Annotated in this window: 12 protein-coding genes; 2 read left to right on the forward strand and 10 right to left on the reverse strand. The window is 27.3% G+C overall.

The features are described from left to right. Positions 1-378: 378 nt before the first annotated feature. The 3 genes from MBCUT_RS07965 to xerA all read right to left on the reverse strand — a co-directional run bounded on the left by MBCUT_RS07965 (position 379) and on the right by xerA (position 5,991). Entirely contained in the window at positions 379-3,408 is a 3,030-nt protein-coding gene (locus tag MBCUT_RS07965) for a type I restriction endonuclease subunit R (RefSeq protein ID WP_084270766.1), read from the reverse strand. Positions 3,409-3,740: 332 nt separating this feature from the next. Beyond that, entirely contained in the window at positions 3,741-4,982 is a 1,242-nt protein-coding gene (locus MBCUT_RS11480) for a restriction endonuclease subunit S (RefSeq protein ID WP_211263792.1), read from the reverse strand. Positions 4,983-4,995: 13 nt separating this feature from the next. Further along, a complete protein-coding gene (gene xerA / locus MBCUT_RS07975; protein WP_067260158.1) occupies positions 4,996-5,991 on the reverse strand; it encodes a site-specific tyrosine recombinase/integron integrase in 996 nt (331 codons plus the stop codon). A gap of 141 nt (positions 5,992-6,132) precedes the next feature. Between xerA and MBCUT_RS07980 the strand changes: the two genes are divergently transcribed. Beyond that, positions 6,133-6,765, forward strand: a complete 633-nt coding sequence (locus MBCUT_RS07980; protein ID WP_157082549.1) for a hypothetical protein — start codon at positions 6,133-6,135, stop codon at positions 6,763-6,765. On the opposite strand, the gene MBCUT_RS07985 is transcribed toward MBCUT_RS07980, so the two are convergent. From MBCUT_RS07985 to MBCUT_RS07995, 3 genes are all read right to left on the reverse strand, one after another. Next, on the reverse strand, positions 6,762-7,304 hold the full coding sequence (locus MBCUT_RS07985) for a restriction endonuclease subunit S (RefSeq protein ID WP_067260160.1): 543 nt from the start codon (positions 7,302-7,304) through the stop codon (positions 6,762-6,764). The two genes, MBCUT_RS07980 and MBCUT_RS07985, sit on opposite strands and share 4 nt — an antisense overlap. Positions 7,305-7,366: 62 nt before the next feature. Further along, positions 7,367-7,846: a hypothetical protein gene (locus tag MBCUT_RS07990; RefSeq protein WP_067260161.1), complete on the reverse strand. Its 480-nt coding sequence runs from the start codon at positions 7,844-7,846 to the stop codon at positions 7,367-7,369. Beyond that, a complete protein-coding gene (locus tag MBCUT_RS07995) occupies positions 7,836-9,338 on the reverse strand; it encodes a type I restriction-modification system subunit M (protein WP_067260162.1) in 1,503 nt (500 codons plus the stop codon). Before MBCUT_RS07995 ends, MBCUT_RS07990 begins: the two co-directional genes overlap by 11 nt. A 574-nt stretch (positions 9,339-9,912) precedes the next feature. Here MBCUT_RS07995 and MBCUT_RS08000 point away from each other — a divergent pair. After that, positions 9,913-10,716: an MBL fold metallo-hydrolase gene (locus MBCUT_RS08000; protein ID WP_067260163.1), complete on the forward strand. Its 804-nt coding sequence runs from the start codon at positions 9,913-9,915 to the stop codon at positions 10,714-10,716. A gap of 350 nt (positions 10,717-11,066) precedes the next feature. Here MBCUT_RS08000 and MBCUT_RS08005 read toward each other — a convergent pair whose 3' ends face one another. From MBCUT_RS08005 to MBCUT_RS11365, 4 genes are all read right to left on the reverse strand, one after another. After that, a complete protein-coding gene (locus MBCUT_RS08005; protein WP_067260164.1) occupies positions 11,067-11,378 on the reverse strand; it encodes an acetate uptake transporter in 312 nt (103 codons plus the stop codon). Positions 11,379-11,547: 169 nt separating this feature from the next. Then, complete coding sequence (npdG, locus tag MBCUT_RS08010) at positions 11,548-12,228, reverse strand: NADPH-dependent F420 reductase (RefSeq protein WP_067260165.1); 681 nt, start codon at positions 12,226-12,228, stop codon at positions 11,548-11,550. A 67-nt stretch (positions 12,229-12,295) separates the two neighbouring features. After that, positions 12,296-13,363, reverse strand: a complete 1,068-nt coding sequence (locus tag MBCUT_RS08015; protein WP_067260166.1) for an NAD(P)-dependent alcohol dehydrogenase — start codon at positions 13,361-13,363, stop codon at positions 12,296-12,298. Positions 13,364-13,735: 372 nt separating this feature from the next. Further along, positions 13,736-14,058: hypothetical protein (locus MBCUT_RS11365; protein ID WP_067260167.1), on the reverse strand; the 323-nt coding region annotated here is incomplete at its 5' end.

Consider the following 14,058-nt stretch of genomic DNA (forward strand, 5'->3'; position numbering starts at 1 on the left):
TCATAATATATATTTTTTTAATAATAAAATTATTAAAGATTATTTTAGAAATTAAAGATAATAACAACTTATATTTATGAAATAGATTAATATTCCAATAAACCATTGATTAGAATCTTTTCTTTCAGGACTATATTTTCAGTTAGTCTATATGTATAAATACTTATTAAGTTTTTATAAATATTTATTTTCCAATATAAACATTTGAATTTTTCAATTATAAACAAAGTGTAAAGAGTACATGTAGAGTAATAATTTTAAAGATGAACCTCTGTTAAAAATAGTATTTTAAAAAATAAATTGTTTTAAAGAATAATTATTATTTTCAATAAATATTTCATCCCACAAAATTTTTGAGTGTTTTCGATGATTTAATATCTAAAGTTCTATTTCCAAATCAGCCCATTGTTCACATTGTGCTATAACTATATCTAATGCATATTCATGATCTTTTGGAGGATAATCATATTTTTTTAACAATCTCTTAACAATCATTCTCATTTTAGCTCTAGCACTATTTTTCTTTTGCCAATCTATAGTTCTGTTTTTATTAAGTGCATCAGTTAGCTCATGAGTCATTTTAATAAGGTCTTCATTATCAATGAAGTCATGAATATTTTCTGGTTTAGCTAAAGCATCATAGAATGCCAATTCTTCATTATTAAGCCCCAAATCTTTTCCAGCGTCTTTAGCCTTTTTAATTTCCTCTGCAATATCCAAAAGTTCTTTAATAACTTCTTCAGTTTCAATTAAACCATTAATATACCTATTCATTGTGGTTTTCAGCATTTCTGAGAATATCTCTGATTTAACTATGTTTCTTCCCTTATATCCTGAAATCTTATCGTTAAGTAACTTTTTAAGTAATTCAATAGCTAAATTTTTCTCTGGGATCTGTGAAATCCTATCTAAAAAATCATCATCAAATAAATCAATTTCTTTTTGAGAGGTATCAATAATATTTACAATACCTTCAGATTTTATTGTAGTTTTAAGTAGGTTGTTTATAGTTTCATTTATTTCTTTAAGTGATTTTTGTCCAGGCTTATTAATTCTTGTTAAAGAAGTTCTAATAGCTTCAAAGAATGCTGCTTCAAATCTCTCATGTTCTTCTGCAATACTTCTACATAAAGATAAAGATTGTTTTAAAGCCAAAGCTTGCTTAACAAATGCATCTTTATTTTCTTTTTTAGATGGCTTTAAAAAGAAGTTAATTCCATATTTAATTGTTTTTGCTCTTTTTGAATTACTTTCATCAAAGAAATCTTTGTAATCAAATCCATGGATTAGATTTTGACATATTTCCAATTTTTCTTTAAATGTAGGATAAGCAGTTTTAGCTATGTCCATCTCACCATAATTTTCTTTATCACGAGAGGTGTAATCATTCATAGCTTTTCTTAAAGCTCCGGAAATTCCAATGTAATCAACAATTAAACCACCTTCTTTATCTCCATAAACTCTGTTAACTCTTGCAATGGCTTGCATTAAAGTATGATCTTTCATTGGTTTGAAAATATACATTGTAGCAAGTGAAGGGATATCAAAGCCAGTAAGCCACATATCAACAACAATAGCTATTTTAAAATCATCTTCATTGTCTTTGAATTTATTAGCTAATTCGATTTTATCTGATTTAGTTCCTATAATATCATGCCAGTCTTCAGGATCCTTATTGCTTGAACTTGCGACGATATTTACCTTATTTTCCCAGTTTGGTCTAAGTTCTAAGATTTTTTTATAAATTTCAATAGCTATTTTTCTTGAATAAGCAACAATCATAGCTTTTCCTGTAAGAATGTATTGTCTGTCATTTTCATAGTGATTAATAATATCATTACATAAAGATTCTATGGTTTCTGGAGCTGCAAGAAGTTCTTCCATTTTGCTTAATTCATGTTTACTCTTTTCAATAGCATAAGGTTCAGCTTCATCAGCTAATTTATCATATTCCCCATCAATTTGTTTTAATAAACTTTCATCAAGTTCTAAATGAATTGCACGACTTTGATAATAAATTGGTCTAGTTGCACCATCTTCTACAGATTGTGTCATGTCATATACATCTATATAATTACCAAAAACTTCAATTGTACTTTTATCTCTTTTAGATATTGGAGTTCCAGTAAAACCAATAAAAGTAGCATTAGGAAGATTATCCCTAATCTTTCTTGCTGTTCCAACTGACACCTTACCTGTTTTTAAATCAACTTTTTCTTCAAGTCCATACTGGCTTCTATGTGCCTCATCAGATATTACAATAATATTGTTTCTATCACTTAATGATTCATCTGATTCTTCAAATTTCTGCATTGTAGTGAAAAATATGCCATTTGCCTTTCTATCTTTAAGTAATTTTACTAAATGTTGCCTATTATTTGCTTGAACTGGAGTTTGCCTAAGAAAATCACTACATTTACTAAATTGTAAAAATAATTGATCATCCAAATCATTACGATCAGTAATAATAACAAAAGTAGGAGAATTAAGGACTTTTTGAAGCTTTTTAGTATAAAAAACCATAGATAAAGACTTGCCACTACCCTGAGTATGCCAAAATACTCCGCCTTTACCATCTCCCCTATTTATCGCTTCACAAGTAGTGTTTATTGCTTTATTAACGGCATAAAATTGATGATAAGCAGATAAAATTTTTACATTTTCTTTTTCATCCTTAGAAAAGAGATTGAAGTTTTCTATAACATCTATGAATCTGTTTTTTTCAAAAATTCCATTAAAAAATGTATCATAATCAGCAAACTGAGTAGATTCATAACTACCATCAGTAGTTTTCCACTCCATGAACCTATCTTCATTTGCAGTTATTGTTCCTGCCTTAGAAGTAGTTAAATCACTCATTACACAAAAGCAATTATAAGTAAATAAGGAAGGAATTTTGTCCATGTAATTTTTTAACTGAGTATAAGCCTCAGATGAATCAGTTTCTTCTCTTGATGGAGATTTTAATTCAATTACAACTAAAGGTAAACCATTTACAAAAATAATTACATCAGATCTTTTTTCTTCATGTTCTATAACTGTCCATTGATTTATAACTTTGAAAAAATTATTTTCAACATTTTCAAAATCAATCAGTTTTACAATTAGATTTTTTTCTTCATCATCCTCATAATAATTAACTGAAACACCATTTTGAAGAAAATAAGTAAACCTAGAATTTTTATCAACTAAGCTACCAATACCAATATCTTTTAATTTGTTAATAGCTTCTGTAATAGCTATTCGAGGTAAATCCCTATTTATATAAGACAAACTACTTCTTAAATCCTCTTCAAACAATGGACTTCTATAATCTCTTTCCACATCAGGACCATACCAATGTTCATACCCTAAATCCTGAAACAATTCAATAATTGCATCTTCATAATTATCTTCAGCAAAAGACATTTTCATTCCTCTTTTGTTCTTCTTTATTCCATTTTATTACTTGTTATTATTATTTCTCTTTATCTTCTTTCAAAAATAATCCAGATAAATTGTTTATAAAGGACTTAATAATATAATACTATTAATATTAATCAATAATATATTTATAATTATATTTTGTTTCATATTATTAATATTGTTGATAATATGCAATAAAATAATATAGATGGATTAAGAATATAAATCATAATTTAATTTTGATTATTAAATTACTAAAACAGAAAATTGAAAATTCATTAAAAGTTTTAAAAGCTTTTATTTGTAAAAAATTCAACGAATTAAAAGACCATATTTCAAAAATCAGCGTTCGAAATGTCAATTTCACCATTCATCAATTTTGGAAGCATAATATCTCTCAATTCAGTTAATTTAAAAATTTCTCTATTATTAGTTGAAATTTGTATGTATATTTTTTCAATTATGCCACCAAGCTTTTCACAAATTGATAAATCTTGTGGTAATGCAATTTTATAGTCTGGAACTGCTTTTTTATTTAAATGAAGAACTGTAGTTCCATTAACATATCCTAATGCATGTCCTTTGAATCTGTAATTGTCTAATATTGAAACTAATAAAAAATTATTTATTTGTGGAATTTTAGAAGAAACTTTTACCAAGTCCATTGACATTATTATTTTATCATAATTCATTTTATTCAAAAGAATTGCAGCATTCCCAATTATATCTGCATTTTGAGTTACATCTGTATGAGCTACAATAACATCAAACAAATTAACAAAGTGATAATCTTTTATTTTATCAGAGAAAATTATTTCTTTAAATCCATCTAATTTAAATCCACCATTTCTATCAAAATTCTTTATAGTTACCATTGCATTGTTTGATTCTTGTAATTCATTTCCTTTATAAGAATAACCGTTAAAAACATCGAATATGTCTTTTAATTCTATAATATCCCATTTTTTTGGAATTAATCCTAATTCAGACTCTTTCATGCCATTTTTTTTAAACGGGTCGAAATCAATAAACCATGCCTTAAATAATAGTTTTATTATTTGTTGTAAATTATGATTTATCTTATTATTAATTGAAATTTTTTCATCAATATATTTTAATTTTTCCACAATCCATGTTTGTTTCTCTAAAGAAATATCTGGAACTTCATATTTCATAATAGCAGTTTTATCTCCTCTGGGCATCTTAGTTCCTTTTGCTGTTAGAGTTGCGTATTCAAAAAACTCATCATTAGAAAGAATATAGTATAAAAATAATGGATGAATGTTCTTTTTTGGCCTCAAAACTAATATATCTCCAGAACATCCTCCATCATAATTTGCAAACCATATTTTTTTGAAATAAGGTCTTATATTTGATATTAAAACATCATTTTTTGAAAAAGTGTTAATACTATTCGTAGAAGGTAATTTTTCAGCATTTCTTACGCCTTCTCGATTAGGAAGCATATTTTCTGTAGATATATAGTTATGAAGATTAATAGTATTCTCATTTATTTTTTCATTAATTTTAATTTTTTCACTAATCAAAGAACAAATATTGTGAAGTTCATAGTTCAAATTATCACCATTATTAACCTATAAATTTTCTATGAGCTATTTTTACATTATTTTGATTTACCATTGCATATTGCATGGTTGTGTCTATTTGAACATGTCCTAAGAGTTTTTGGACTTGTTCTATTGGCATTCCTTTGTCTATTGCATTTGTGGCTAAGGTTCTTCTGAATTTGTGTGGATGAACCTTATTTATATTTAATTGTCTTCCTAAATTTCTTAGCATTGTTTCTACTCCACCAATGCCTAAACGATTGTGTGGTTTATTTGTTGAAACAAATAAAGCTGGATTTTCATCATTTCTTTTGTTTATGTAATCTATTAAGTGAATTTTACATCGCGCATCGAAGTATACTTCTCTTTCACTTTCTCCTTTTCCAAAAACGATACATTCTCTTTCATGAAAATTTATATCATTAATATCTAAGTTTACAAGTTCCCCTACTCTTATTCCCGTCGAGATTAGTAGTTCTATTATTGTGAGATCTCTTATATTATTACAATTGTCTCTAAGAAATTCTAAATTTTCATCACTTAATACTTCTTTTACTACTCTTCCAGTTTTTATTTTGCGAATTCGACGGACTGGATTTTTTAAGATGTAATCTTCATCTTCTAACCAAGTGAAAAAACTTGAAAATATTCTTCTATTGTTATCAATAGTTACTTTACTAGAATTATTTTCTTCTTTAAATTTAGTTAAATATTGCCTAATATCATCAGTATCTAAATTATCTATATTTTTTTTAATATTATTTAATAGTTTGTTTATTGTAGATTCATAATATACTAATGTCTTTTCAGAACAACCTTCTACTTTTTTTGAAGATAAAAAGATTTTTAATAATTTTTCATTGGAAGTAAAATCATTTGAATTACATTTAACTTTCTTTTCAATTATTTCAACATCATTTAAACATTGAATAAGTACTTTTGTTAGTTTTGTACTTTGTGTGGCGTTTAATTGTGTTTTCATTTGATTTTGGATTTTAGTGATAATTTTAGTTTTCATATTTTAATTTTATTTTTTTAATAATTATATTTGATAAATCATAATTTAGAAGAGTTAATTCAATCAATTTATCATAGTTGGTTTATAGATTTTAATTTTCCAAATGAAAATGGAAGCAATTTTAAGGAATCTAATGGTGAAATGAAATCTTCATCTTTTGGTTTAGTTCCTGTAAACTGGAAAATAGAAAGTTTAGGTAATGGAAAATTATCTAAAATTATTGGATCAAGCATTGATACATTTAAAGGAAATAAGTATTATGTAGCCACCGCAGATATTAGTGATGCTGAATTAAACAATAATCTGACAATTATTACCATTGATGATAAACCAAGTAGAGCTAATATGCAACCTATTGAAAAAAGTGTTTGGTTTGCTAAAATGAAAGATTCTAGAAAATTAATTATGGTTGATGATTATTCCCAAGATTTGATTGATAATTATATATTTTCTACAGGGTTTGCTGGTTTAAAATGTACAAATGAAAGTTTTTATTATATATGGTCTTTTATACTTTCTAATCAATTTGATACAATGAAAAATAACTTAGCATTAGGAACAACAATGCAAGCAATTAATAATTCAAATATTAAAAAGATAGAACTTTTACATCCAGAAACAAAGATTCTTAACAAATTTAATTCAATTGTAAAGCCGATTTTTGAAAAAATATACGAAAATAACTTAGAAAAAAAGAATTTAACTTCATTGAGAAATAATTTACTTCCTAAATTAATGTCTGGAGAAATTAATGTTAGTAATGTAAAATTTTAAGTAAATTGTAAATTATGATTTATCTGTTTAATTAATTCAATTTTTTTGTCAAAATTTGATAAAAATTTGCCTATTTTTATTTGTTCTTCTAATGGGGGTGCATAGAACTCTAAATTTTCTAAAACATCTTTTTGAACTCTTTGTCTTCCTGAAGTCCCTACCATTGATTTAATAGCAGGGTCTCTGAACAAATCACTGACTGATAAGTAATAAATGTAATCTTTATCACTTTTATTCTCTTTTTCTCTAAGAACAATGAATTCTGTGGATCCAAATCCTATTTCCCCTTCATCTAGTATATTTACTTGTGATGTCTTTCCATTTTCTAAGCAAGGAGTTATCCTAGCCATTAAAGTGTCACCATTTCTAAATTTTGTACCTCCTTTAAACTCAGAAACTTCAAAATCAGTAATTTCTTTTGAATAGGGATTTATTTTATCCATTGAAACTTTTTTAGCAATTGAATTTTTAGATAGAGATTCTCTGGGATTAAAATCAATAATATCTTTTGCTTTTACTTTTTTCCATGAGAGATTCAATTTATCACCAAACATTAACATATAAACTTATGTAAGATATTTATTAATCTTATTTTTAATTATTATCCATTGTATTTACTTATTAAAAAGTCCAAAAGAGGATTTAAGAAGAAAAAGGCATATTCAATTATTATTTTATCTCTTGCAAAGTCAACTCTTTTTTGGCCATGAAACAAATTGTTTCGTGCAATATAAATGAATTCTATCATATTTTTAAAGTCAGAAAGATCGTTAATTTTTCCAAAATCTCCATCCCAATAATCTTTGCCATTAGTATCATTTATAAGTGGATAATCATTGAGATATTTTTTAATTTCAGAGAATTTTGACTTATCTAAAAATTTTATGTATTTTTCAGAGTTTTCCTCTTTTAATTTGTTAATATAATCTCTTTCAGCATTATTACCAATATTGTATTCATTTCTTATTAGAAGTATCAAAGCTATAAAATCAAGGGTGAATTTAATGAAATAATCTTTTTCATAAGAATTAGCTTCGTCATGCCAATAGTTGATACTGGTCCAAATTTCATCAGAATTCAAACCCAATCTCTCCCAAACTTTTACGAATATCCTTTTCTAATTCATTGGACTTTTTAAACAACTCATCCAATTCATTAGCCAATTCACTCATTTTTTCTTCAAATGGGATCCCATCATCTTCAGGGTCTTTAAATCCTACATACCTACCAGGAGTTAAAATATAATCATGTTTAGCTATTTTTTCAGTAGTAGCTATAGCTGAAAATCCTTTTTCTTCTTCTAATTTATCATTTTCAAAGTCTTCAAATGCTTGTCCAATAAGCCCTATATCTTCATCATTCAATTCTCTTAGCTTCCTTGAAACCATTATTCCCATTTCTCTGGCATCAATGAAAAGAGTTTTTCCTTTTTGTTTCTTATTTCTATTTATAATCCATAAGCAAACTGGTATTCCTGTTGTATAAAATAGCTGTGTTGGTAAAGCTACTATTCCTTCAATTAAATCGTTTTTAATTATATTTTCTCTTATCTTTCCTTCTCCACTTGTTGTTGATGATAAAGAGCCATTAGCTAATACTATTCCTAATTTTCCATTTGGAGCTAAATGATGTATCATATGCTGAATCCATGCATAATTCGCATTTCCTCTTGGAGGTATTCCATATTTCCACCTTACATCATCTTGTAATTTTTCTTGCCCCCATTTTTTTAAGTTGAATGGTGGATTTGCCAATATGAAATCTGCTTTTAAAGTTTTATGCAAGTCATTTAAAAATGTATCGCCATGGTGTCCACCTAAATCAGCTTCTATCCCTCTTATTGCAAGGTTCATTTTAGCCATTTTCCATGTTGTTGGGTTTGAGTCTTGACCATAAATAGAAATGTTTTTTATGTTTCCTTGATGGTTTTCAATAAAATTCTTACTTTGAACAAACATTCCTCCACTACCACAACATGGATCATATACTCTTCCATTAAATGGTTTTATTATTTCAATTAAGGTTTTTACAATACTTGCTGGAGTGTAAAACTCTCCTGCTTTTTTCCCCTCATTTTCTGCAAATTTGGATAAACAGTACTCATATGTTCTTCCCAAAATATCTTTTTTATCTCCATGATCAGCCATTTGTATATTTGTAAATAAATCTACAACTTCTCCAAGAACCTGTTTATTTAACTCTGGCCTTGAAAATGTTTTTGGAAGTATATCTTTTAATAAATGATTTTCTTTTTCAATATCCCTCATTGCTTCATCTATTTTAACCCCAATTTCTTCATTATGCGCATTTTTAGCTATTTCATTCCATCTTGCATCTTTTGGTACCCAAAAAACATTTTCAGAAGCGTATTCATCCTTATCTTCTTCAAATCCATCCCCTTCTTTAATTAATTCATCATATCTTTCTTCAAACTTATCTGAAATGTATTTTAAGAAAATTAGTCCAAGAACGACATGTTTGTATTCTGAAGCATCCATATTGCCCCTAAGTACATCTGCAGCTTCCCATATTTGCTTTTCAAATCCTATTTCTGCTGTATTCTTTTTAGCCATTTAATTTTCACCTGAAAATAGTTATAATATGTTAATTAGTTTTTAATAATAAAAATGTATTTATAAAAATAGCCTACTAAACAATCAAAATATTTAATATCCCTAATTAAATCATTGAACCTATCTACTAATTTATTGTTCTCTTCATTGCAATAAATGTTGTATCAGTTGACATTTTATCCTCTCGGATTAATTTTATTTTATAACATTACATAAATTGTTAAAATTAACATAAATCACTAATATATAATTGAACTTTTAATATATAAATAATATTATAATTTAATGGGGACTGTCAATTTGTTAGTTGATACAATTTTTAAAATTGAATTTTAAGCTTGAATTTACAAATACTTGATTTTTAGAAGAGAAATTTTTCTTACCAACTAACATTTTGACAGTCCCAATTTAATTAACAAATACATAAATATTTAAACAAACAAGAAAAAATAAGAATTAAGAAGATATAATAATGCTTATTTCACAAATAGCTATTATTTAATTCAAACTTTTTAAATAATCTATTTTTAAAGTGTTTTTTCTAAAATATGCATTTAACCAAGGATGAGTAAATTTGAGCTTAAAATTATCTGTTTTAGCAAGTGGATCTGGTGGAAATGTCATTTACATAGAAAGTGATGAAGTTTCAATATTAATAGATGTAGGTCTAAGTAAAAAAAGAACTGAAATTCTTTTAAACAAAATTGGTAAGGATTTAAATGATATTAAAGCTATTTTTGTTTCTCATGAACATGTAGACCATGTGAGGGGTGTTGGAGTTATTAATCGTTGCTATGACACAGCAATCTATGGAAATAAGGATACATTAACCTGTGATAAATTTAAAAAAACAACAGGTCTTATAAATCCAGCTTCATTAAAGGTTATAGAATCTGATGAAAGTATTATTTTAGGTGATTTAAAGATTACTGCATTTTCTACCAGTCATGACTCTATTAACTCTCAATTTTACATGATTGAGCATGAAGGTAAAAAATTGGTATGTTTAACAGATATTGGCCATGTGGACTGCGAACTTTTATCATTAATTAAATGTGCAGATGTTTATTTAATTGAAAGTAATCACAATGTAGATTTACTTTTAAATGGAAATCGACCAGAATTTAATAAACAAAGAATTCTCAGTAAAGTTGGTCATTTATCTAATGAAGACTGTGGAACTGTTTTATCCAATTGTATTAATGAAACTACACATACAATTGTACTATGTCATTTGAGTAATGACCACAACAATAAATCTATTGCATTAAAATCAGTTAAGAATACTTTATCTGAAAATTGTAGTTTTTTTTCAAATTCTCTTAATATTATAGCTTTCACTCAACAGGATGATCCTACTGATTTTATCAATGTTTAATAATTATTTTTGAATAAAATACATTATATTCTAAAATACAAAAAGAGATACAACACCAAATATACCTAAAATACAAAAAGAGATACAACACCAAATATACCTAAAATACAAAAAGAGATACAACACCAAATATACCTAAAATTAACAAATTTTACTAAATTTCATCATATTTCACCCAATGAAAGTATTAAAAATTAAAAAAATTAAAAAAAATAGAAATAAAAAAATTAAAAAAGAAATAGAAATCTTAATATAAATTTTAAAACTTTCTTAATGTTCATAGTTTAAAGACATCTTTTTTCCAGTATAAACATTAATAATGAAAAAATTCCGAATATGAGCAAGTAAATTCATATTCCAAGATTATCTGCAACTACGACATTTGCTATTTGAGGTAAAAGTAAAATTAAAACTAGTGATAGCCAAAAAAGACCAAATGCTATGAATACATTTCCTGCAAATGTGTTTCCAAATTTTAATTCAAATAATCCTGCAATAATCTCTGCAAAACCACCTAAAACTATAGCAACTGCTATAATTACCATTGAAAGATCAATTATTCCTAAATTACATAAGCTAAGTAAGATAGTTGTTATACCAAATCCGAATAATCCTAATGGAGTAGGATTTGAAACTGGATTCAGTAATTCTGTTGATGTCATAATTTTCCCCTATATAATATCTAATTATTGAAAATATTATTAGAATTCTTTTGGATTTCTAACAAATTTATACTAAAGATAAACAAATAATATAAAGATTATAGCTTTAGTAAATATTTTATTAAGATAGGGTAATCTAGTATTTGTTTATAGATTTTTTTAAATCATTTTAATCTAGTTTCAATCCAGTTATTCTTAAACCTCCATGATGAGATTTGTATTTTATATTCAAGCCAATTAGGAGTGGAGTGATTTTTTCAACAATTCTTGCTTTTTCTAAAGGCCCACAGTCAATACATTTGATGCCTGGTATTTTGTTGATTAAATCCATAGCTATTTTTTTAGATTCTGTATCATCTCCAGATACTAAGCAATCACAATCTATTTCTTCATTAAAATTCATTAGATGAGAATTACTAATATTGTTAAAAGCAGAAACAACAGCTACATTTTTATCAGTTAATATTTCAGCTGTTCGCTCAGCAGCAGATCCTTGCCATAGATCAACATATCGAGCAGGACTTCCACCAATAACTGTATCTAATGGAACAGTAGCATCGATTAATATTTTCCCATCTACAAAGTTTTCTACAGATTTTAAGGTTCCCATTTGGGCAGCTAAGGGAACGGTTAGTATTAATATATCTCCTTTATTTGCAGCATCTTCATTTGACATTCCAGAAAGATTTTGAATATCCTCTTTTTCTAATAATTGTTTAACTTTATCAACAGCATCTTCAGCTTTTTTAGCTTTCCTTGAACCAATGATAACTTTCTCACCAGCTTGAATAAAGCGAATGACAATTCCTAATCCTTGATCTCCAGTTCCACCTAATACTGATATTATCATAAGAATCCCACATTATAGTTATTTAAAAACTTATAGTTAAAAAATGAAATAGTTGTATTGTATGCAACTATAAGTTTTCATCAATTATGACAACAGGCTTGATTAAATCTTTAGGTTTCTCTTTCATTAACAATAAAGCTTCCTCAATTTTATCAAATCCATGGAAGACATGTGTTGCCATAAGTGCTGGATCCATACGACCATAGGTTACAATATCAGCTAATCTTTCCATTCTAACCCTTCCACCAGGACATAGTCCAGTAGCGAAATCTTTATCCGCCATTCCAAAACCCCATCCTTCACGACAAATTGGTAGAGTTTCACCATTTCCAAAATAGTTAATATTTGAAACTATAGATCCTGCTTTTGCAGCTCTAACAGCATCCAATATTATATCAGATCCTCCTCCAGCTATAATAACTGCATCAACACCTTCACCATCTGTTGCTTCTAGAATTTGTTCATCGGTTGCCCCTTCCTTATAAGATATTATATCTGTTGCCCCATATTTTTTAGCTACTTCAGTAGCTTTAGGACGAGTCCCTACTGCAAAAATTCTACCTGCACCTTGTAATTTAGCACCAGCTATCCCTGCTAATCCAACAGGACCAATACCTAGCACAGCTACTGTCCCTCCCATCGGAATATTAGCATTTTCTGCTCCCATAAAACCAGTTGATAACATATCTGGAATCATAACAGCTGCTTCAAGTGACATTCCTTCAGGTAAATGAGCAAGATTTGCATCAGCTAAATTAACATGGAAATATTCACCAAATACTCCATCTTTAAAGTTCGAAAATTTCCATCCACCAAGAGGTCCTGTAGTTTGTGAAGGGAATCCTCTTTGAGCTGCTTCATTATCCCAATCAGGAGTAATAGCTGGAACAATTACCCGGTCTCCAGGTTTAAAATCTTTAACTTCGCTTCCAACCTCGTCAACAACACCTAATGCTTCATGTCCCAAAATAAGATTATGTCGATCTCCAATTGCTCCTTCCCATACAGTATGTATGTCTGAAGTACATGGTGCAAGAGCTAATGGTCTTACTAATGCATCGCGAGGATTTATTTCAGGTTTATCTTTCTCAATCCAGCCAATTTCACCTATTTTCAACATTGCTAATCCTTTCATTTAATCACCTATCTTATAGTTTGTTTTATTATATAGAGTGTAACATTTTATTCAAAAATAAAATATTTAATTAATTTGAGACTAATAATAATTATCATGATTATTAATGATAAATTATTAAATATCTGAAATTAATATATAAAATCAAACAACAATTGTATATTAATAATACAACTAATAAAAAAAGAAAATGAAAATAATAGTTAGTATTTGGTTGTGTTCCTGCTAAAAATTACTATATTTTTACATTAAATATTATATTATATGAAATGCTATAAATATACTCTAAAATATAGATATTTGTATAACCATATAAATAGTTTCCTATATAATGAGGGTGTAAACTTTCGTGGAGTTTTTTTATTTTTTTGTTTAGATTGGGGGTTTTTCCATGTGAAGTGCTAGATATTCTAGTAATCCTTCGTTTGTTTTGAATTTGTGTGTTGTTTCTAATTTTTGTGTTTTACTGTAGTGTTGTTCTGCTTGATTGGATGTTCTAGGTATGAAATTATCTCTAGTGAACTGTGTGAGGCTTTCGATGTTTGGAATTATTTTATCAGCCAGTAATATTATTATTATCTCTGGTAATCTTTCTGATTTATTTAATATAGTTTCATATCTTTTTAAACATTCATTTTCATCGTAAGTGCGGAATATGTTGTTTATTTCAGTTAAATATCGGAGAGTTGCCATTT

The organism is Methanobrevibacter cuticularis (genome assembly GCF_001639285.1).
GTDB classification, from domain to species: Archaea; Methanobacteriota; Methanobacteria; order Methanobacteriales; family Methanobacteriaceae; genus Methanobaculum; species Methanobaculum cuticulare.

What these genes read in the sequence shown, in the direction of transcription:
- MBCUT_RS07965 (WP_084270766.1), bottom strand. Translation starts at nt 3,408, where the DNA reads ATGTCTTTTGCTGAAGATAATTATGAAGATGCAATTATTGAATTGTTT.
- xerA (WP_067260158.1), bottom strand. Translation starts at nt 5,991, where the DNA reads ATGAAAACTAAAATTATCACTAAAATCCAAAATCAAATGAAAACACAA.
- MBCUT_RS07980 (WP_157082549.1), top strand. Translation starts at nt 6,133, where the DNA reads ATGAAATCTTCATCTTTTGGTTTAGTTCCTGTAAACTGGAAAATAGAA.
- MBCUT_RS07995 (WP_067260162.1), bottom strand. Translation starts at nt 9,338, where the DNA reads ATGGCTAAAAAGAATACAGCAGAAATAGGATTTGAAAAGCAAATATGG.
- MBCUT_RS08005 (WP_067260164.1), bottom strand. Translation starts at nt 11,378, where the DNA reads ATGACATCAACAGAATTACTGAATCCAGTTTCAAATCCTACTCCATTA.
- npdG (WP_067260165.1), bottom strand. Translation starts at nt 12,228, where the DNA reads ATGATAATATCAGTATTAGGTGGAACTGGAGATCAAGGATTAGGAATT.
- MBCUT_RS08015 (WP_067260166.1), bottom strand. Translation starts at nt 13,363, where the DNA reads ATGAAAGGATTAGCAATGTTGAAAATAGGTGAAATTGGCTGGATTGAG.